The 18,438-nt window shown below is 57.0% G+C and carries 20 protein-coding genes; 8 read left to right on the plus strand and 12 right to left on the minus strand.

Annotated features, from left to right (window positions below; translation table 11 throughout):
- The first annotated feature begins 36 nt into the window (after positions 1-36).
- Both AC2FI8_RS16805 and AC2FI8_RS16810 read left to right on the plus strand, forming a co-directional pair.
- A complete protein-coding gene (locus AC2FI8_RS16805; protein WP_108861784.1) occupies positions 37-378 on the plus strand; it encodes an ArsR/SmtB family transcription factor in 342 nt (113 codons plus the stop codon).
- 214 nt (positions 379-592) lie between these two features.
- Positions 593-730, plus strand: coding sequence for an entericidin A/B family lipoprotein (locus AC2FI8_RS16810; protein WP_199913560.1), 138 nt, complete (start codon positions 593-595; stop codon positions 728-730).
- A gap of 1,092 nt (positions 731-1,822) precedes the next feature.
- On the opposite strand, the gene AC2FI8_RS16815 is transcribed toward AC2FI8_RS16810, so the two are convergent.
- The 5 genes from AC2FI8_RS16815 to AC2FI8_RS16835 all read right to left on the minus strand — a co-directional run bounded on the left by AC2FI8_RS16815 (position 1,823) and on the right by AC2FI8_RS16835 (position 6,825).
- Complete coding sequence (locus AC2FI8_RS16815) at positions 1,823-2,275, minus strand: hypothetical protein (RefSeq protein ID WP_496780237.1); 453 nt, start codon at positions 2,273-2,275, stop codon at positions 1,823-1,825.
- Between the two features lie 110 nt (positions 2,276-2,385).
- Positions 2,386-2,706 carry a hypothetical protein gene (locus tag AC2FI8_RS16820; protein ID WP_496780239.1) on the minus strand — a complete coding sequence of 107 codons (321 nt, stop codon included), beginning with the start codon at positions 2,704-2,706 and terminating at the stop codon, positions 2,386-2,388.
- Positions 2,707-3,173: 467 nt separating this feature from the next.
- Positions 3,174-4,109 (minus strand): hypothetical protein, encoded by a 936-nt coding sequence (locus tag AC2FI8_RS16825; RefSeq protein WP_496780241.1) that lies wholly within the window; start codon positions 4,107-4,109, stop codon positions 3,174-3,176.
- Between the two features lie 206 nt (positions 4,110-4,315).
- The gene (gene lepA, locus AC2FI8_RS16830) at positions 4,316-6,115 is read right to left on the minus strand and encodes a translation elongation factor 4 (RefSeq protein ID WP_496726051.1); all 1,800 of its coding nucleotides are present in this window, start codon (positions 6,113-6,115) and stop codon (positions 4,316-4,318) included.
- Positions 6,116-6,462: 347 nt separating this feature from the next.
- A complete protein-coding gene (locus AC2FI8_RS16835) occupies positions 6,463-6,825 on the minus strand; it encodes an RNA ligase family protein (protein WP_496768223.1) in 363 nt (120 codons plus the stop codon).
- 175 nt (positions 6,826-7,000) lie between these two features.
- Here AC2FI8_RS16835 and AC2FI8_RS16840 point away from each other — a divergent pair, with 175 nt between their 5' ends.
- Both AC2FI8_RS16840 and AC2FI8_RS16845 read left to right on the plus strand, forming a co-directional pair.
- Entirely contained in the window at positions 7,001-7,309 is a 309-nt protein-coding gene (locus AC2FI8_RS16840) for a hypothetical protein (protein ID WP_496780242.1), read from the plus strand.
- A 63-nt stretch (positions 7,310-7,372) separates the two neighbouring features.
- The gene (locus AC2FI8_RS16845; RefSeq protein ID WP_496780244.1) at positions 7,373-8,314 is read left to right on the plus strand and encodes a LysR family transcriptional regulator; all 942 of its coding nucleotides are present in this window, start codon (positions 7,373-7,375) and stop codon (positions 8,312-8,314) included.
- Here AC2FI8_RS16845 and AC2FI8_RS16850 read toward each other — a convergent pair.
- Positions 8,311-8,754, minus strand: a complete 444-nt coding sequence (locus AC2FI8_RS16850; RefSeq protein WP_496780325.1) for a low molecular weight protein-tyrosine-phosphatase — start codon at positions 8,752-8,754, stop codon at positions 8,311-8,313. The genes AC2FI8_RS16845 and AC2FI8_RS16850 overlap by 4 nt on opposite strands.
- A gap of 28 nt (positions 8,755-8,782) precedes the next feature.
- Between AC2FI8_RS16850 and AC2FI8_RS16855 the strand changes: the two genes are divergently transcribed.
- Both AC2FI8_RS16855 and AC2FI8_RS16860 read left to right on the plus strand, forming a co-directional pair.
- A complete protein-coding gene (locus tag AC2FI8_RS16855; protein WP_496736823.1) occupies positions 8,783-9,478 on the plus strand; it encodes an NAD-dependent deacylase in 696 nt (231 codons plus the stop codon).
- Between the two features lie 68 nt (positions 9,479-9,546).
- Complete coding sequence (locus tag AC2FI8_RS16860) at positions 9,547-10,155, plus strand: HdeD family acid-resistance protein (RefSeq protein ID WP_496736821.1); 609 nt, start codon at positions 9,547-9,549, stop codon at positions 10,153-10,155.
- An 87-nt stretch (positions 10,156-10,242) separates the two neighbouring features.
- Here the strand turns inward: AC2FI8_RS16860 and AC2FI8_RS16865 are convergent, their stop codons facing one another.
- The 6 genes from AC2FI8_RS16865 to meaB all read right to left on the minus strand — a co-directional run bounded on the left by AC2FI8_RS16865 (position 10,243) and on the right by meaB (position 15,137).
- Positions 10,243-10,716, minus strand: a complete 474-nt coding sequence (locus AC2FI8_RS16865) for a copper chaperone PCu(A)C (protein WP_472724685.1) — start codon at positions 10,714-10,716, stop codon at positions 10,243-10,245.
- Between the two features lie 45 nt (positions 10,717-10,761).
- Positions 10,762-11,112 (minus strand): hypothetical protein, encoded by a 351-nt coding sequence (locus AC2FI8_RS16870; RefSeq protein ID WP_496780246.1) that lies wholly within the window; start codon positions 11,110-11,112, stop codon positions 10,762-10,764.
- 408 nt (positions 11,113-11,520) lie between these two features.
- Entirely contained in the window at positions 11,521-11,808 is a 288-nt protein-coding gene (rpmB, locus tag AC2FI8_RS16875; RefSeq protein ID WP_058272217.1) for a 50S ribosomal protein L28, read from the minus strand.
- 139 nt (positions 11,809-11,947) lie between these two features.
- Positions 11,948-12,676 (minus strand): alpha/beta hydrolase, encoded by a 729-nt coding sequence (locus AC2FI8_RS16880; RefSeq protein ID WP_496780248.1) that lies wholly within the window; start codon positions 12,674-12,676, stop codon positions 11,948-11,950.
- Positions 12,677-12,870: 194 nt separating this feature from the next.
- Complete coding sequence (locus AC2FI8_RS16885) at positions 12,871-14,013, minus strand: Hint domain-containing protein (protein ID WP_496780250.1); 1,143 nt, start codon at positions 14,011-14,013, stop codon at positions 12,871-12,873.
- A gap of 146 nt (positions 14,014-14,159) precedes the next feature.
- On the minus strand, positions 14,160-15,137 hold the full coding sequence (gene meaB / locus AC2FI8_RS16890) for a methylmalonyl Co-A mutase-associated GTPase MeaB (protein WP_496768414.1): 978 nt from the start codon (positions 15,135-15,137) through the stop codon (positions 14,160-14,162).
- A 225-nt stretch (positions 15,138-15,362) separates the two neighbouring features.
- Here meaB and hrpB point away from each other — a divergent pair, with 225 nt between their 5' ends.
- Together hrpB and AC2FI8_RS16900 are read left to right on the plus strand one after the other, a co-directional pair.
- Positions 15,363-17,798: an ATP-dependent helicase HrpB gene (gene hrpB / locus AC2FI8_RS16895; protein WP_496780327.1), complete on the plus strand. Its 2,436-nt coding sequence runs from the start codon at positions 15,363-15,365 to the stop codon at positions 17,796-17,798.
- Positions 17,799-17,908: 110 nt separating this feature from the next.
- Positions 17,909-18,367, plus strand: coding sequence for an NUDIX hydrolase (locus AC2FI8_RS16900; RefSeq protein ID WP_496740516.1), 459 nt, complete (start codon positions 17,909-17,911; stop codon positions 18,365-18,367).
- Positions 18,368-18,438: the final 71 nt, after the last annotated feature.

The following is an 18,438-nucleotide window of genomic DNA, read 5'->3' on the forward strand; positions in this document are numbered from 1 at the left end:
AGTTCCCCGACACCAGGGCTCAAAAGGAAAACACCAATGGCATTGCCTCAGATTTCACAGAATATGACGTCTGACGATTTCGATCGGATGGCGGGAAATGCGACCCGCGCATCGAATTTCCTCAAGGCGATCAGTCACGAAGGCCGATTGATGATCTTGTGCCATCTGGTCTCTGGCGAAAAATCCGTGACCGAGCTTGAGGATCTTCTTTCCGCGCGGCAGGCGGCTGTCTCGCAGCAGCTGTCCCGCCTTCGTCTGGAAGGCCTTGTGATTCCGCGACGCGAAGGCAAGGCTATTTACTACCGACTTGCTGACGACAGACCGCGCCGTATGCTTGAAGTGGTGTACGAGCTGTTCTGCGGCGACCAAAAGGACTGATTTCGTTTATCTTTCCACCGCACCAGACGCGTTGTTCCAGTCTTTCCGACCCGAACATTCTAACGTTGGTGCGGCCACACCCTGCCTTCGCAATCCATGCGGTCAATTTGGTCTGCAGCTTCGTGTTTCTATGCCCCGTGTCAGCGCGGTAAAATACTGGTTCCAGCAAATAAAAACTGCTAGGCCATGCTTAGAACATCAAATGGAGGTACTGATGATCCGAGCAATTCTGGTAGGGTTGGCACTGTTTTCTCTCGCCGCGTGCGAGACTGCCAAAGGTGCTGGCAAAGATATCGAAAAAGCAGGTGATGCCATTCAAGGCGCGGCAACTGACGTTCAGCAAAATATCTGACGCGGTTCAGGATATTGTGAAAGCACAACTTCTACATACAAGATATGGTTGAAGATTACAGCCAACCAAGTTACACTCCTTGGCACAGGTGCATAGACGCGGCATTGCATATCTGACACTTCGGGGTTCTTGTGCATCCACAAGAACCCCGTTCCCGTTTTGCAGGGGCAGAGTGGCAGCCTGGAAAAACCAGAGAAAAAGAAAAGGCGTCAGGTGCGCAGACGCGGTCCATGCATGTACCCTTGCGGATACTCCTGACGCCTTGCCGGGTCGATGCATCCGAGGGACGCCACGATCCAGTTGCCCAGACCCTGTTACAGGCCACGGCCGCTGCTCGGCATCCTAAGATGCTTTGCAGCACGCATCGACCTTCTGAGTGTCTGATCATCTGACCCGGGTCTGACACCCAATTCAACTGACCATCCACCGGTAAGCCTCTGCATATAAAAGCTAATCCTAAGACTTGCCCTTATTGCCTCGACCCCCTTTGGTCTTTGCGTCCCACCCTGGTTCCTAAGAACCGTTGCGGTAATAGAACTGTTACATCCGGGTCATGTTCCGACAAGAAAATAGCACTGCAGCATGAGAATTAGACGGGGATAAAGTGTTGATATCCGCCGGGAGAAAATTGTGGATAACTCCGGAAATCGAAACGCCGTGCGGTCTTGGCAATGGAAAACGCTGAATTCGACGAAATGACTCGATTTTCCTGACTTTCTGCACCCGCAAAGGCCATTTCGTTGCCGATTGCGGGTATTCACAGCCTCAGAGCATCGAATCAGACGGATCCGCGCTTACCATTGCCTGGCCAGAGATGTTCAGAGAAACTGGGGCCGGACAGCTCTCAGACCACAAGCTAAGCCGCGCTGAAGGTTCGCGAGACCCTAAACCACATATGCCGGGGAACGCCGCAATCCGGCACCGTGTGTTCAGGACCCTGTCGCTTGCAGCCAAGATGCCGCCCGACCCGTCCCCCCTGAGGAGACGCTGTATCCGTATTTGAGAAGCATTCCGACCCGACCGAGTTTACCTATTACGCGCGGCACCTCAGTGCTTCCTGTACCCCCTAAAGCCGATCGGGCCGGAAACGCTTCAGTTCACCTGACGTTCGAGCACAACGCTGTACGTTGTCCCGCGACGCAGGCTACGGAAATCCGCGTAAATCTTGCCGTCCTGATAGCGCGCATCCACCAGCGCATTCACACCCACCTGCGGATCGGCCGAGCTTTCGACGATGCCGATGGTGCCCGACCCATCCAGACTAATGGTGCCGGTGGCGTCAAACACACGCCAATCTGTGCCAGCATCCGGTCGCCACATGCTGGGCCCCCAGAACAAGTTGTCCTGCTGCTGCTGGATATCCAACACCCACTCTCCCTGATGAAAGCGCGGTGCATCGCCGGTGGTCACCCGGGATGGCGAAACCTTGGTATAGGTGCCCGTCCAGGCACCGCGCAGATCGGGTGTGGTTTCGGCCATCGCAGCCGTGGCAAAGCTGAGGCTAGTTGCCAGAGCGGCTGCTCCGGCAGTCATATATCTGGTCATGGGCTCTCCTCCAAAGTTCAGGGCCGTTGCTGGCCTGTTGAACAGATTGGAAGGGAGTGCGCAGGTTGCAACTTACCTAAGGGAAACTTCACAAACCGGTAATGTTTGCCTTATGCCCAGGCCAGCGCGGTGCCGAGGATGACCAGACCAATGCCTGCCGCCTCGCGATATGAAAAGTTTTCGCCAAACAGAAAGAACGAGGCGACGGCGATCAGAACAACCTCGGCCCCCAGAATGCCGGTATAAATGATGCCCAGCCGTTCCTCGCGCAGCGCGGCAAGCTCCAGCGTCGCCCCTGCCAGCAGGGTCGCGACGATCAGCAGGCCGAGACCCACACCGGGGAGTTTCCACCAGAACTTCATCGCGATCATGGCCACGGAATAGAGACCAGCCGACCCGAGGGCGATGATGGGGATCATGGATGTGGACATCTGCGCCTCCTGCTGAGGGTTCCGATGGGTTAAGTGTAGCAGGCGGGTGCGGTTGGGGCTGTGAGGTGGGTCACAGTGGGAGTGATTGGTGCGAACGCCCATCCTACGTAGGGTGGGTTTTCAACCCACCAATCCCTGTAGGGCGGGCTTCAGCCCGCCATCAAACCCATCCGATCCATGTACGTTGGGTTTTGGGCAGGTGGGTGGCGGGCTGAAGCCCGCCCTACAATCGGTCAACAAAACCGAGGGCAGCGCCGACTTGGCGGTACCGCTCGAGGCGACGTAATTCTTGTATTTCAAAAACGTTACTGAAGATACTGTATAAGTTCAAAATATTTAAAATCGTAACAAATAGATTAGAAATTAATTATCACATCATAAAAATAGGCGCCAGCAACACTTGCTAAAATGGAAAGAAAGAATGTCCAAAACGTTGCACGCTTCGCCACTTGGTCTTTCCTTTTTCGCTAAACAATTTTTTCCTCATCCGCCTCGTACAGCTTGAACACCAGAAGCGGCCAGTTGTTCGCATTCGCAAACTTAGATAAAGTCACACCGTATAATATTTCAATAACTACGAGCAGCAAAATAAATCCAAGCACAGAAAACACTGTCGATGTGCCGCCGTGCAATTGGCGAAATATTTCACTAATCACAACTCCTAGATCAGTCGTATCTAGTTCGACTGACGAAAAACGCGACTTCACGGCTATTGTGCTAATAAACACCATCGCAATAGCAAAAGCTCCAACAACTTGAAACGTATCTAAGTGGCGAGCAAGAAAGTTCTTTTCTTCTCCGGGAAAAGGAAGATCAAACTTCGGTGAGCCATCCAAAAGCTTAGTTACAAGTTGGGAAATGTCTTCTGCCCATGTCCTTTCGGAATATTTACATACAATTTCCGCGCTTGCTTCCCTCACTAGACCTCCGACTTCGACAGTCACGCCGGCTGATGTCGCCTGGTAGCGTCTCTCCGCAGACATAGAAGCAAAAGTTATTTCGATAGTCTCCCGAGACGCAGTTCCTCGGTCAGGAAAATTTACTAGAAACTCAGCTTCGTATGAGACAAGACTTACTTCATCGTGACCAATGGGAGAAAACTCGTCGAAACCCTTCAAGCTTGAAAAACGGTAATTTTTCCCACTTTCAAAGGCTATACTGATTGTTTCATTTACAAGCTCTGAAGAGTTTTGTGATTTGACCCTGTGAACAACTGCTCCACTCACACTCCTAATTAGGTTTGCCGTAACAACAACTGGCTTCTTGTATCTCGTTTTTAATTCGTCACCTTTCCCAAGCAGTCCTTTAACGAAGCTTGTAAAATCATCCTGAGTTACTGGAAGACGTACGTGAAATTCTTCGTTGTCACTATTGGTGGAGATTTGAAATGAATTATCAGTCATTTTACGGTTTTCTTTCTATTTTTTACGTTTGAAAATGTACGATTCCTACCAACTTCCAAAAGACTTAGGCCCAAAAAAGCGGCTTCTGCTTCCACTCGCCGTTAAAATAGCCAACTTTTACACGTCCACCTGCTCTCAAACTGCGATCGGGTGCCGCACGCGTTTCGCTTTGCCAAACGCTTTCGCGCACTCGCACTCAAAATGGACTAAGAGTCCATTTTAAGGGCGGAAATAAACGCCTCCTGCGGGATATCGACCTTCCCGAACTGACGCATCTTCTTCTTACCCGCTTTCTGCTTGTCCAGCAGTTTGCGTTTCCGCGTGGCGTCGCCTCCGTAGCATTTGGCAGTCACGTCCTTGCGCAGCGCCGAGAGGGTCTCGCGGGCGATGACCTTGCCTCCGATGGCGGCTTGGATCGGGATTTTGAACATGTGGCGCGGGATCAGGTCCTTGAGCTTTTCGCACATCGCCCGGCCCCGCATCTCGGCCCGGTCGCGGTGAACCATGGTTGACAGCGCATCGACCGGTTCGTCATTCACCAGCACCGACATCTTGACCAGATTGTCCTCGGTATAGCCGGTCATCTGGTAGTCGAAGCTGGCATAGCCCTTGGTCACCGATTTCAGGCGGTCGTAGAAGTCAAAGACAACCTCGTTCAACGGCAGGTCATAGACGACCATGGCGCGGCTGCCCGCATAGGTCAGGTCCATCTGGATGCCGCGGCGGTCCTGACACAGTTTCAGCACGTCGCCGAGGAATTCGTCCGGCACAAGGATGGTCGCCTTGATGCGCGGTTCCTCGATATGGTCGACCTTGGAGGGATCGGGCATATCTGCGGGGTTGTGCAGCTCGATCATCTCGCCGTCTTTCATGTAGACGTGATAGATCACCGACGGCGCGGTGGTGATGAGCTCGATATCATATTCGCGTTCGATGCGGTCGCGGATGACCTCAAGGTGCAAAAGGCCAAGGAAGCCGCAGCGGAAGCCAAAGCCAAGTGCGGCCGAGGTTTCCATTTCAAAGCTGAAGCTGGCGTCGTTCAGCGCCAGTTTGTCGATCGCGTCGCGCAGATCTTCGAATTCGGAGCTGTCGACGGGGAAGAGGCCACAGAACACCACCGGCTGCGCGGGTTTGAAACCGTCCAAAGCGATTTCGGTGCCGTTGCGGTCATTGGTGATCGTGTCCCCGACACGGGTGTCGCGGACCTGTTTGATCGAGGCGGTGAGAAAGCCGATCTCACCGGGGCCGAGGCTGTCGACCATCTCCATCTCGGGCCGGAAAACGCCGACGCGGTCCACATGGTGCAGGGTGTTGTTCGACATGAACTTGACCCGCATGCCCTTTTTCAGCGTGCCGTCCATAATGCGGACCAGAACGATGACGCCGAGATAGGCGTCATACCAACTGTCGACCAGCATGGCCTTGAGCGGCGCGTCCAGATTGCCCTGCGGTGCAGGCAAGTGGGTGACGATAGATTCCAGCGTTTCGTGGATGCCCTGTCCGGTTTTGGCCGAAACCTGAATCGCCTCGGACGCGTCGATGCCGATCACATCCTCGATCTGTTCGGCCACGCGGTCACAGTCGGACGCAGGCAGGTCGATCTTGTTGAGTACCGGCACGATCTCATGATCTGCGTCGATGGCTTGGTACACATTCGCCAACGTCTGCGCCTCGACCCCTTGGGTCGAGTCCACAACCAGCAGCGATCCTTCGACCGCGCGCATCGACCGCGAGACCTCATAGGCAAAGTCCACGTGGCCCGGGGTGTCGATCAGGTTCAGCACATACTGCTCGCCGTTGTCAGCGGTATAGTCGATGCGGACTGTGTTGGCCTTGATGGTGATGCCGCGCTCGCGCTCGATATCCATGCTGTCGAGCAGCTGTTCCTTCATGTCGCGATCCTTGACCGTTCCGGTCTCTTGGATGAGCCGGTCAGCAAGGGTGGATTTGCCATGGTCGATATGCGCGACGATGGAGAAATTGCGGATATGAGCGAGGTCTGTCATGGGTTGGGGATATGCGTCGGAATTGGGCTGTGGTCAAGGTGGGTCAACATGCTGCGAAACCCTTTGTTCCCAAGCTCTCGGCCCAGTCAGACCAAACCGTTTTTGACCAGCGCTGCATTCATCCAATGCGTCTCGCTTTGCACATGGCCCTCACGTACGTATTTAGCAAGGTGTATGGGCATGTCTTCTTCCTTGAAGGCCCCAGTGGTGCGAACGACAAACCCCTCTTGTTTTTCGAGATCGAGACCCGCAATTACATCCTTTGCGATCTGTGCCGAAAACCGCCCGCGATAAAGTTCAGGAACCGCTGTGACCCCAAGTTCGACAAAGCGCGAAAGCGTCGCGTCTCAAGGTTGAACTTCCTCAGCCTTGATCCAAGCAAATCCCAGAAAATATGTCGGCAGCTCTGAATAAGTGATGGAATGACGCGCGAACAAATACTCGCCCACAATTCGTTCACCCTCGGCAAGTAGAGGCGCTATACCGGCTGCAAATGCCTTCATCCAATCTCGCGACGGATGATATCTCGCGTCGAGGCTGCGGGGGTGACAGCCTAGGCTATGGATCGTGGTATTCTCACCGTCCATCTTTTCAGTGAACACCACTTCGTCAGCCATCTCTAACACGGCAACGCTAGACATGATTTTGTCATCACTCGTGGCGCCAGGAGATTGCGGCAAGTGAAATGTGCGTCCGTATTTCTTAAGCATAGTGGTCTCATGAGGGGTTTCTAAGCAAAGTCGGGTTAGACAACGCGACATTCGCAAACCGTGCAATCACTTTTTCTCAACGTTTGATTGATCCCTTTCCACGTTTGATTCATACTCCTGCGAAGACCGAGAGGGGCATAAGACCCCTCCGGGCAGGCAAACATGAGGCATGAGCATGAAAAAGTTCCTCTTAATCGCATTCTGTGCCACGTCGCTGACAGCGGTGGCTCCGGTAGTGGACGCAGCACAGATCAAACGCGCCTGTTTGGCGTCGGATCGCTCAGCTGCGACGCGGGATCGGTGCAGTTGCATTCAACGGGTGGCCAACCAGGCGTTGACCCGCAGCGATCAGAAGACCGTTGCCAAGTGGTTCCGCGACCCGCATCAGGCGCAAGAGCTCAAGATGTCGAAGACCCAGCGCGACGATGCGCTGTGGGACCGGTATCGGAACTTCGGTCAGATGGCGCAGGCGATCTGCAACTAGGCTGATCAATCCTTGACCTGACCTGAACTGCGCCCCAGAAAGGCGCAGCGAAAGGGATATCTGATGGTTATGAAAGGGCTGACCCTGCGCGGCCTCGAAGTATTCGAGGCGCTGGCGCGGACGGGATCGGTGGCGCAGGCTGCCGAAATCACGGGGCTCAGCCAGCCGTCGGTGTCCCAGCAATTGCGCAATCTGGAAAAGGCAGTGGGCACCGATCTGGTGGATCACACACGGCGCCCGATGCGCCTGACCCAGGCAGGGCGCAGCTTTCTGGCCCGCGCGCAGGCGGTTCTGGCCGAGTTGCAAATCGCCCAAAGCGAGCTGACCGTGATGGATTTGGGTCACCTTGCAACCCTGTCCATCGGCCTGATTGACGATTTCGACAATGACCTGACCCCGCGACTGGCCACTCTGTTGGCCGAAAGTCTGACGCGGTCAAAGTTCAAACTGATCACACTGCCTAGCCTCGACCTGTTCGAAGAACTTGAGGCGCAGCGCCTGCAGCTTGTGGTGTCAGCCCATAGCGGCGAGGTGCTGGAAGGCGTGGTCGAATACCCATTGGTTCGCGATCCCTTCATTCTGGTGACGCCCAAAGGGGCCGAAAACGCCATGCAGGATCTGCCCTTCCTGCGCTATGCCCGCGAGCAGTTGATCAGCCGCCAGATTGAGGCCCATCTGGCGCGCCAGCAGCTGGAATTTGAAGAACGGTTCGAAATCGGTTCTCATCTGGCGCTGATGGCGATGGTCGCGCGCGGCCTCGGCTGGGCGATTACGACGCCGCTGGGCTATATGCGGGCGGCGAGATTCCATGACGGTCTTGAGGCGCACCCTGCCCCGATCGGAGATGTCTCGCGGACGATTTCCTTGTTCACCCGCACCGACTGGTCGGGTCAGGTTCCGCAAGAGGTCGCAGGCATGATGCGCCGCCTAATGGGAAGCCAGATTGTTGACCCTGCCCTTGCGCAATTGCCATGGCTGAACACTCGCCTAAAGTTGATGAGCTAGCCGCGTAGATGCGCGTCGAGACCTTCGACCGCTGCCTCGATTAGATCCAATGCTCCTTCGAAGTCACGTGTATAGTATGGGTCCGGGACGTGGTCTGTGCCGATATGTGGCACAAAATCCGTCAGCAGACGCACTGGGGTTTCGTTCCCGGCTGGTCGCAGTGCCTCGATATTCGCGATGTTGTCGGCATCCATCCCGATGATCAGATCGAACCTGTCGAAATCCCTGGCCGTGAATTGCCGCGCCCGTAAATCATCCAGTTTAATGCCGCGCGACTGAGCTGCCTTTTGCATCGGCCCATAAGGTGGGTCACCGATGTGCCAACCCGACGTCCCCGCACTATCGGTGGTGTGATGCGGCGCGCGGGTGCGAAAAACACCTTCGGCGGCGGGAGAACGGCAGATATTGCCCAGACAGACGAACAAGATACGGTGGGTCATGAACCACGGTGTAACGCGAAGGGCCAAGATGGAAAAGATCGTCATTCTGACAGGGGCCGGTATTTCCGCCGAAAGCGGGTTGGGCACATTCCGCGACGAGGGCGGTTTGTGGGCCCAGCACCGGATCGAGGACGTTGCCACGCCCGAAGGGTTCGCGCGTGATCCCGCGCTGGTGCACGGGTTTTATAATGCCCGCCGCGCACAGGCCGCCGAGGCGCAACCTAACGCGGCCCACGATGCACTTGCCCGACTACAGCGGGACTGGCCCGGCGAGGTTGTGATCGTCACACAAAACGTCGACAGCCTGCACGAGGCCGGTGGCGCGCAAGGCGTGATCCACATGCACGGAACGCTGGCCGGGGCGCTTTGCGCGGCCTGTGGCCACCGCTGGGCGGCACCGCCCGAAATGGCCGTGGGCGAGCCCTGCCCTGCCTGCGCAGCCCCCACCGCGCGCCCGGATGTGGTGTGGTTTGGTGAGATGCCTTATCACATGGACGCCATCTATGATCATCTGGCAGACGCAAGTATCTTCGCCGCCATTGGCACTTCGGGTCAGGTCTATCCCGCCGCGGCCTTCGTGCACGAGGCCATGATGTCCGGAGCAAAAACTGTCGAACTGAACCTCGAGCCGTCGACCGGCGCATCCAGTTTCGACGAAGTCATACTTGGCCCCGCAACAGAAACCATTCCGCGCTGGGTCGATCAGATCCTAAAATCGCAATAGGGCGAAACCCGCAGACAAGAGGCGAATTTCCTTGCTATACTAGTGCCCTAACAACCCGAGAGGTCCCCATGACAGACCCAAAAAACCAACAAGGTGAAATCCTTGATGATGACAGCCTCGACACGCGTGGCGCCCTTGGTGATCAGCTAACGGACCTGTGGTGGACATTCTTGCTGCGCGGACTCCTGGCCGGTGCGCTCGGGATCGCAGCGCTATTCTGGCCGACGGGCAGCATCTCTTTGCTGATCCGTCTGGTGGGCCTGCTGCTGGTCCTCGATGGTGGCCTGACGCTGCTGGGGTTTGGTCGACGTGGCCTGATTGGCGGTTTCGGCATCGGGGCGCTTCTGATCGGACTGATCCTGCTGATCTGGCCGGAAGGCGTCGCGCGCCTCGCGTTCTTCCTGCTGGGAGCCTGGGCTTTGATTGTCGGGATAGGCTCGCTGATGGCGTGGCGGCAATTGCCCGATGCACATCCGGACGCATCCACCATGCGCAACTCCGGCATTGTCGCGCTGTTGATCGGCCTTGTTTTGTTGTTCTGGCCGGGCAGCGGCATGGTGGCGCTCGGCTGGGCGATTGCTTTCTCGGCGCTGGCCTTTGCCGCAGTAATGCTCTGGCTGGCCATGCGCTTCAAACGCGCCCATGACCGCGTGGCGATGCGGGTGGTCAACCGCTGAGCCTTTTCCACAACGACAACAGGCCGGGAATATCCCGGCCTGACGCATAGATGACGGTCGCAGCGCGGCCCGAATTCAGGCGCAGCTCTAGTTCGAATGCGAACCGTGACCGCCGGTGTCCTTACGCTCCAAATCCACCGGAATTTCGATCTCGACTTCGCCTGCTGTCTCGAAGATCAGCGTAACGGGAACCATTGCATCCTGCTCAAACGGGGCTGTCAGGCCCATGAACATCACGTGGTCGCCACCGCGCTTCAGCATGTGCGTTTCACCCGCCGGGATGGCAATGCCCTCTTCGACATGGGTCATTTTGGCAACGCCATTTTCGTCGACAATATGGGTGTGCAGCTCGACCCGAGCCGCAGCGTCGGATTCCACGCCGATCAAACGGTCATCGGTCGCGCCGGTGTTCTGGATCATCATGAAGGCCGCGCCAGCTTTGGCCGTTTTACCCGATGATCGGGCATAAGCGTCATCGACGGTGATCGTGTCCTGCGCAAAAGCAGCCGTAGCAATAGTTGCGGCGGCAAGGGTGGTCAGCAGTCTGGATGTGAGGGACATAGCGCCTCTCCTGTAGTTTGGTGTTTGATAAGAATTGTTAATGAATCAAACACTTGCAGGAGGTGCCCGGGCTGGCTGAAACGGTATAGGCAGAGCGATCAGATTCTCCGCGATACGCGATGGCATGGGTCGATCGGTGTCCGGGGCAACTGGCAGGGACGGTTCGTCAATGCTCACCGCGCCCAACAGGTTCAACGCATAATCCGGACAGAAGTGCGGGGCCTTTGTCGGCTGCCCTTCGGCATCCATATAGACCACGACCGGACCAGATCCGCTACACAGCACCATATGCCCCACCGCCCGGTCCACACCGCGCGATGCAGCAACGCCCTGCCCGGTCAAAACGACCAGCAGCGACAGCACAAACGGCAGAACTTTGTTCAGAACGGGTTTCATCCTGTCCCCGATATAGGCCAGAGACAAAACGGGCTTCAAGCGCAATCAGACACGCTAGAAGCCCAGGGCCGGGAGGACAATGTCAGCGATCCGGTTCCGGGCGCTTGACGGACCCTTTTGTCAGGCTCGTATGCAGCCGATTCACCCGACGCTGCATCCGCAGACATGCCCCAAACGTTTTGCCGAAAAAGTCGGCCAGTAGGGAGAAAGAAGGTAATGATTTGAACGACATGAGGTTGAACTCCGCCAGATGAATATGCCTAAACATAATACGGGTAGAGCAAACGGTATGTGAACAATTTCACCCAACGCGGAAATTTTATTCCAAATTGAGAACAGCACTCTGCACAAGACGAAAAAACCCTGCACCAAAAGGTACAGGGCCTGAATTCTCGCAGGAAAAAGGTCTTAGGCCGAAGCTTGCGCCTTGGCGATTTCCTTTTTCACTTTCAATGCGTTGTTGGACAGCTCATCGTCCTTGGCTTTCGCCAGGAACGCGTCCAGACCACCACGGTGGTCCACCGAACGCAGGGCAGCCGCCGAGATGCGCAGCTTGACGCCACGGCCCAGCGTTTCCGACTGCAGCGTAACGTCGTTCAGGTTGGGCAGAAAACGACGACGAGTTCTGTTTTTGGCATGGCTGACATTGTTGCCAGTCATCGGGCCTTTTCCGGTCAGTTCGCAACGGCGCGACATGGTTTCTTCCTTTGTTTCTGGAGGCCAGGCATTACACCCTCGGCCAAATCACAAGGGGCACAACCCGAAGTCGCGCCCGAAAACTGGTTGGATGCATGTAGTGGGAATCACAGACGGGGTCAAGCCATATGCCAAGGATTCACAGCACCAAGTTTTCATTTAATTCTCCCAGCCGTTTCAGGGCGTGATTTTCCAATTCAGGACGACCTGTTTTTGCCGCTGCGGCCGCCAGACGCGCCCAGTACCGGGGGCTTTTTAGTCGCGCAGCACGATGCACACGGACCATTCTTTCCGGTGACAACCGCTGACGAAGCAGCATTTTCTGTAGCCTGCCATATCCACCGGTTTGCCTTATAACTTTTGTCGCAGGATGACCAGTGAAGCAAAGCCTTACGATATTCATTGTGGGAAAGGCGTCTTGGACCATGCGGGCATTCAATAAATCGGCACGGTTGAACGGATCAATCAGAATGAGGCCGCGCACAGGATAAGAGCGACACGGCAGCGCCCCAAGATCAGGATCGAAGTCTGTCGCCCACTTTTTGAAACGCGGGTCAAATGGCACGTGATGTTCAGAAATTGAGAACTGCGGTGAAACAGCAAGAAGATATTTCAAGTTTAGCTCTCGCGCCAAGCGGAGACCGGCGTAACCACGCATTAAAAAGCCCATCGCCGCGACGTGTTCCATTCCCTGGGTCAGCCGCGACAGGCAGGCCTCAAGTTCAGGTGTTTCAGAGTTTACATACCAATCATTCAGCCGAGCCTGCACATGCAAATGCGCATATCCCGCCTGTATGAAGGTTGCCGCTGGCCGCGGTTCCGGAAACCGCCCCGGATCAGACACCCGGTGGCGAAAGGTGACATACAAGCGAGGCTGACCTGGATTGAAAAGCGTGGCACGCAGTCGATTTCCATCAAAAATCCGACATTGCTACATTCTTCAACTGCGCTTTTTTTGACCAGTATCGCCTGCCTGATCGGGCTATTTCATTCAATCACGTATTCAGGGCGGGTTCTACATAACTGCTTTTTTGGGGATTTAAACATCCGAGGGGCGTTCCCCTATACGTTATAGCCCTGCAGCAGTGGTTTTTCATTCTTTAGGTGCCGAGCCACGAGGCGCGCTTGTTGGGGGCCTTTAGGGATGTACCGGGCCGGGTTGGGATTGTGGTTCACATCCGCCAATTCCGGAAAGATATCGAATATTTCACGTCGGGCTTCCAGGCTAAGGGTCATGAGCGCCTCAGGCCCGGTAAACAGGCTTTCGCTTGGGGCGTTTTCGGCAAAGATAACCTCGTGACGGTCAAAAAGCAGGTGGTAATATTCGACACTGTCCACCGTAGCCTCAACGAATATCCCTGGCAGCGCGGTCAGTTTTATCGCCGGAATCAGAACTTCGGGCTCGCCAAACATTCGTTCTGCGATTTTCGACTGCACCAGCATTCTGTGCTGCCGTGATACCAACAGATCCCGTTTGGGCAACCCATTGCCCAAGGCGCCTGCCAATATGCGGACGGGGCGACGTTTCGGGTCGCCCGCCAATGCCACCGAGTCAAATTTACGGCGCCCGATCCAGCGGATCGGTTGCATCCCGTTGCCCCGCGTTGGGATCATATCCCCCTGTCGGAGATCCTGAATAAGGACCGGACCACGTTGTGCCTGAATTACTGTATCGCGGGTAAAGCACAAAAACCCTGTGCCGGATTCAAACCCGCTATAGTTGACCACGATCCCTGAGGGCAATTCGAAGCTGCCGCTGGAAAGCGAATAGGATTGCCCGACAACAACGGTGAACGTTCCGAAATTTACGTCGGTTACAACTGTGCCCACCGGAAGGTTCAGCGCGTCCTGCCCGCCGCCGCCCTGAACATCCCCGGTGACTTGGGTTCGGATAAAGTTCAGGGTGTCATTGCCCTGCCCCAAACGGATATTGCCGACGCCTACGTCAAAAACCGTGACGGTATCCGCATCGCGACCCGCATTGATCTGCCCATCGATCTGGGCGTTGAACACGGTGATTTCATCGTTTCCGGCGTTGCCGCGTACACTCCCGGAAATAGTACTGCTTACAATCGTGATCTCATCGTCACCGCCACGGGCGCGAATATCATCAATGGGCGTGCCCTGGGGCGTACCGTTCAGCGTACCTTCGTCGCCGGTGACTTCGATATCGTCGTCACCATTTGTCCCACGGATATTGGGCATGCACGGCTATCTCCGACGCGTTCATTTGTTGACTTGCGCACCATCGAGACTATCGACTTCCCCTCGAAGCAGCACAATCAAAAATTGTATCTTTGCCCATAATACATGATTTTGGCGCACCCTCCACCTCTGACGCTAAAAGGCGTCTAGTGTGTTGCTAGGATACTAAGCATTCGTTCCGCAGCCGCCGTCGGGCTAAGATTGCCTGCGCCAACATCGGATCCAAGGCGATCCATTTCTGCGCGGGCGGTCGGCGTATCCAACCGAGATAGCAGCGCGTATCGCACTTCTTGATCGAACCAGAACCGCGCCTGCGCCGCGCGGTTGCCATCCCAATGGCCGTTTTCACGCCGCCAGCCTGACAGAGTGGTCATTTCGTCCCAGGCTTGGTCAAGCCCATGTTCCTCGACCGCGGAAACAGTCATCGCCTTGGGAAAACCCTCGGGGTCCTGCGGGCGTTTTCGCAGCAGGCGCAAAGCCCCCGCGTAGTCAGCACAGGTGCGGGTGGCTGTGGCTTTCAGATCTCCATCCGCCTTGTTCACAAGGATCATGTCGGCCATTTCCATGATTCCGCGTTTAACCCCCTGCAACTCATCCCCGCCCGCAGGCGCAAGCAACAGAAGGAACAGATCCGACATTTCGGAAACGACGGTCTCGGACTGCCCGACTCCTACAGTTTCAATCAGCACCACGTCGAACCCTGCCGCCTCGCACAGGGCAATCGCCTCGCGGGTGCGGCGGGCCACGCCGCCCAAATGGGATTGGCTGGGGGACGGACGGATAAAGGCGTTCTTCTCACGACTCAACCGCTCCATCCGGGTTTTGTCACCCAGAATAGAACCACCTGAACGGGTCGAACTGGGGTCGACAGCCAGGACCGCAACGCGGAGGCCCTGCTCGATCAGCATCATGCCAAAGCTTTCGATAAAGGTGGATTTGCCCACCCCCGGAGTACCGGACAACCCAACGCGCAGGGATTGCCGCCCGGCTTTGGCCACATGCGCCAGCAATTCAGACGCCTGTGCCCGATGATCCGCGCGACCACTTTCGACCAGAGTGATTGCCCGGGCCAGCGCACGCCGGTCTCCGTTCAAAATCTTATCACCTAGGCTGTCCATATCCATTCCGACCCCGATCTTTTGCGGCACGACTACTTGCCGCCCCAACGGGTGGTTTGTCCAGACCGGACCGCGCAGGAAACCTGCCTAAAACCTGCATTTTGCACCTATGTGTTGCTGTTGATCCTCTTTGACCGGACCGCCGCTGGCTCTATGCCGCAGCGGCGCGATCATCGTCATTGGGAAACAGCGGAACTGGACGTTGCGCCGTGGTTGGCTGATAAAGCGCCAATGACAACACGCCTGCCCATCGATGACGCCATCCCCGAATTGCTTAACGCCCTGAAGGCCAATGGCCGGGCCGTTTTGCAAGCCCCTCCGGGCGCGGGCAAGACAACGCGGGTACCTCTGGCGATGCTTGAGGCCGGGTTGTGCAATGGCAAGATCATTATGCTCGAACCCCGCAGGCTTGCTGCGCGGGCCGCGGCAGAGCGGATGGCGGAAACTTTGGGGCAACGTGCGGGTGAAACCGTCGGTTACCGCGTGCGCGGCGATGCTAAAACCTCAAAGACAACCCGCATCGAAGTGGTGACCGAAGGCATTCTGACCCGAATGCTGCAATCTGAACCGGATCTGCCAGGCGTCGGCGCGGTGATTTTTGACGAGTTCCACGAACGATCTTTGAACGCGGACCTGGGACTTGCCCTGTGCCTTGAGGTTACGGGCGCACTACGCGACGACCTGATCCTGCTGGCGATGTCCGCAACCCTGGACGCCGAACCCGTCGGCCAACTGATGGACGCGCCGGTGGTGACATCCGAAGGACGCAGTTACTCGGTTGAATCCCGTTGGCTGGACCGGCCATTGGGCGCGCAGGCAAGACGGTTGGATGCTCTGATTGATCTGGTCGTCCAGGCCGAGCATGAAACCGAGGGCGGCATGCTCGTGTTTCTGCCCGGCGAGGGCGAAATTCGCAGAGCCGAAGCCGCATTATCCAAACGATTGCCTGGCGATTGCGCAATTAAACCTCTGTTCGGCGCAATGCCCTTTGCCGCCCAACGTGCGGCGATTGCCCCGGCAGAAACTGGGCGAAAGGTGGTTCTTGCGACCTCAATCGCCGAGACCTCGCTGACCATTCCCGACATTCGTGTGGTCGTGGACATGGGCCAGGCGCGCCGGGCGCGGTTCGATCCGGGTTCTGGCATGTCGCGTCTGGTCACGGAACGGGTGACGCGGGCCGAAGCAACCCAACGCGCAGGTCGTGCAGGGCGCGTGGCCGAGGGCGTGTGTTACCGGCTGTGGTCCAAGGGGGAAGAAGGCGCGCTGGCCGCCTACCCCCCTGCCGAAATCGAAGCCGCCGACCTGACGGGCCTTGCGCTGGAACTGGCACTTTGGGGGGCCGAACCGGATGACCTGGCCTTTTTGACACCACCACCCGAAGGAACGATGGCCGAGGCCCGCACATTGCTGAACATGCTGGGTGCGTTGGATGTCAAAGGGCGGATCACCGACCACGGACGGGCCTTGGCTGCCCTGCCCCTGCATCCTCGGCTGGGGCATATGCTGGTGACGGCCGGGACAAGCGCCGCTCCGCTGGCGGCGCTGATGGCAGAACGCGATCCACTGAAAGGTGCCCCGGTAGATCTGCTGCTGCGACTCGAGGCATTGCGCGATACCCGCGCCTTTCAACGCAAGCGGGTGTGGCAGATCAACATGGGCGCGCTGGAACGGATCAGAGCCGAGAGCAAGCGGCTGAAAACACGAAGCAACGAGACAGACCTGAGCCCTGCCGCGATGGCCGCCTTGGCCTATCCCGACCGAATTGGACAACGTCGCAAAGGCGATGTGCCACGTTACGTTCTGTCCGGCGGCAAGGGCGTCGTGCTGGACAGCGGTGACACATTGGCGGCCGCGCCTTATCTTGTGGTGACAGATACGGACGGAAACCCGCGCGAGGCCAAGGTGCGCATGGCCGCACAAATCTCAGAGCGTGAAATCCGGGATCTGTTCGCGGATCAGATCGAATGGGTCGACAACTGCGCGTGGTCGAAACGCGAACGCCGGGTCATTGCGCGCACGCAGGAACGCCTTGGCGCGATCACTCTGGATGACCGTATCTGGAAGGACGCGCCGGACGAGGCCATCGCCCGCGCCATGCTGGATGGTGTGCGTGATCTGGGGATACGACTGGAAGGCGCCTCTGCGCGATTGGCCGCGCGGGTGGAATTGGTGCGCGCCGAAGGGATCGACCTGCCGGACTTTTCAATGGATGGGTTGATGGCCGCTCTGGACGACTGGCTGCTACCCATGCTGTCAGGTCAGCGCAGTGCAGACGACTGGAAAAAGTTTGACCTGCTGCCTGCCCTGCGTGCCCGGCTGGACTGGGCCCAAACGCAGGAATTGGACCGTCGCGCGCCGGGATCGTTTGAAACACCCCTGGGCCGCAAGGTGCCAATTGATTATGGTGGAGCGGTGCCCGAGATTTCGGTCCGCCTGCAGGAACTGTTCGGTGTCACCCGGCATCCGGTTATCGGGGGCGAGGCGCTCAAGATCACTCTGCTGTCCCCTGCGCGGCGACCAATCCAGATCACGCGCGATCTGCCGGGATTTTGGGCCGGATCTTACGCGGATGTGCGCAAGGACATGCGGGCGCAATATCCCAAACACCCCTGGCCCGAGGATCCGACCCAGGCCGATCCAACCTTGCGGGCCAAGCGGCGGACCTGACGTGCGTTCGCTTCAGAAAATGCGTTCGATCAATAGATGCATTGAAGCCCCGGATTATAGTTGTTATGTCACTTTTCCTTGAACCTAAGAAAAGTACTGGCACTTAATCGATGGCATCTTGGCTGAACAATATCTGGGAAGAAGTAGGCAAACCCTTCTTCCAGCGCCCTCACAGGGTTCAGTTTGCAGCCTTGTGCGTACGCGGGACCGGCGACGACAAGCAGGTCCTGTTGATCACCAGCCGCGGCACGGGTCGCTGGGTCATCCCAAAGGGATGGCCGATTGACGGCATGGACGGGGCCGAGACTGCCAAAGAAGAAGCATGGGAAGAAGCCGGGGTGAAAGTGAAACACCTTGGCCGCAAGGCCGTCGGACATTTCACCTATGACAAGATCCTGGATGACGGCACAGCCCAGCCTGTGCGCACCAATGTGTATCGCATAGATGTTAAAGATCTGGCCGAGGAATTCCCAGAAGTCAGCGAGCGTGAACGGTGCTGGTTTTCGCCGCATGAGGCCGCAGAGCTGGTGCAAGAGCCGGAACTGCGCGAAATGCTGCGTCAAATGTAACGCTTTCGCAACAAACTTCTGTGAGGCCGGTTGCAACGTGACCGGGCAACCGTTAACCGCGCCGGTTAAAC

The sequence above is a fragment of the Ruegeria sp. CDSB029 genome, assembly GCF_059611125.1.

What these genes read in the sequence shown, in the direction of transcription:
- AC2FI8_RS16855 (WP_496736823.1), top strand. Translation starts at nt 8,783, where the DNA reads ATGGAAAAGATCGTCATTCTGACAGGGGCCGGTATTTCCGCCGAAAGC.
- AC2FI8_RS16870 (WP_496780246.1), bottom strand. Translation starts at nt 11,112, where the DNA reads ATGAAACCCGTTCTGAACAAAGTTCTGCCGTTTGTGCTGTCGCTGCTG.
- AC2FI8_RS16860 (WP_496736821.1), top strand. Translation starts at nt 9,547, where the DNA reads ATGACAGACCCAAAAAACCAACAAGGTGAAATCCTTGATGATGACAGC.
- AC2FI8_RS16810 (WP_199913560.1), top strand. Translation starts at nt 593, where the DNA reads ATGATCCGAGCAATTCTGGTAGGGTTGGCACTGTTTTCTCTCGCCGCG.
- AC2FI8_RS16900 (WP_496740516.1), top strand. Translation starts at nt 17,909, where the DNA reads ATGGCATCTTGGCTGAACAATATCTGGGAAGAAGTAGGCAAACCCTTC.
- AC2FI8_RS16820 (WP_496780239.1), bottom strand. Translation starts at nt 2,706, where the DNA reads ATGTCCACATCCATGATCCCCATCATCGCCCTCGGGTCGGCTGGTCTC.
- meaB (WP_496768414.1), bottom strand. Translation starts at nt 15,137, where the DNA reads ATGGATATGGACAGCCTAGGTGATAAGATTTTGAACGGAGACCGGCGT.
- AC2FI8_RS16815 (WP_496780237.1), bottom strand. Translation starts at nt 2,275, where the DNA reads ATGACCAGATATATGACTGCCGGAGCAGCCGCTCTGGCAACTAGCCTC.
- AC2FI8_RS16845 (WP_496780244.1), top strand. Translation starts at nt 7,373, where the DNA reads ATGGTTATGAAAGGGCTGACCCTGCGCGGCCTCGAAGTATTCGAGGCG.
- AC2FI8_RS16805 (WP_108861784.1), top strand. Translation starts at nt 37, where the DNA reads ATGGCATTGCCTCAGATTTCACAGAATATGACGTCTGACGATTTCGAT.
- lepA (WP_496726051.1), bottom strand. Translation starts at nt 6,115, where the DNA reads ATGACAGACCTCGCTCATATCCGCAATTTCTCCATCGTCGCGCATATC.
- AC2FI8_RS16825 (WP_496780241.1), bottom strand. Translation starts at nt 4,109, where the DNA reads ATGACTGATAATTCATTTCAAATCTCCACCAATAGTGACAACGAAGAA.
- AC2FI8_RS16835 (WP_496768223.1), bottom strand. Translation starts at nt 6,825, where the DNA reads ATGCTTAAGAAATACGGACGCACATTTCACTTGCCGCAATCTCCTGGC.
- rpmB (WP_058272217.1), bottom strand. Translation starts at nt 11,808, where the DNA reads ATGTCGCGCCGTTGCGAACTGACCGGAAAAGGCCCGATGACTGGCAAC.
- AC2FI8_RS16885 (WP_496780250.1), bottom strand. Translation starts at nt 14,013, where the DNA reads ATGCCCAATATCCGTGGGACAAATGGTGACGACGATATCGAAGTCACC.
- AC2FI8_RS16865 (WP_472724685.1), bottom strand. Translation starts at nt 10,716, where the DNA reads ATGTCCCTCACATCCAGACTGCTGACCACCCTTGCCGCCGCAACTATT.
- hrpB (WP_496780327.1), top strand. Translation starts at nt 15,363, where the DNA reads ATGACAACACGCCTGCCCATCGATGACGCCATCCCCGAATTGCTTAAC.
- AC2FI8_RS16850 (WP_496780325.1), bottom strand. Translation starts at nt 8,754, where the DNA reads ATGACCCACCGTATCTTGTTCGTCTGTCTGGGCAATATCTGCCGTTCT.
- AC2FI8_RS16840 (WP_496780242.1), top strand. Translation starts at nt 7,001, where the DNA reads ATGAAAAAGTTCCTCTTAATCGCATTCTGTGCCACGTCGCTGACAGCG.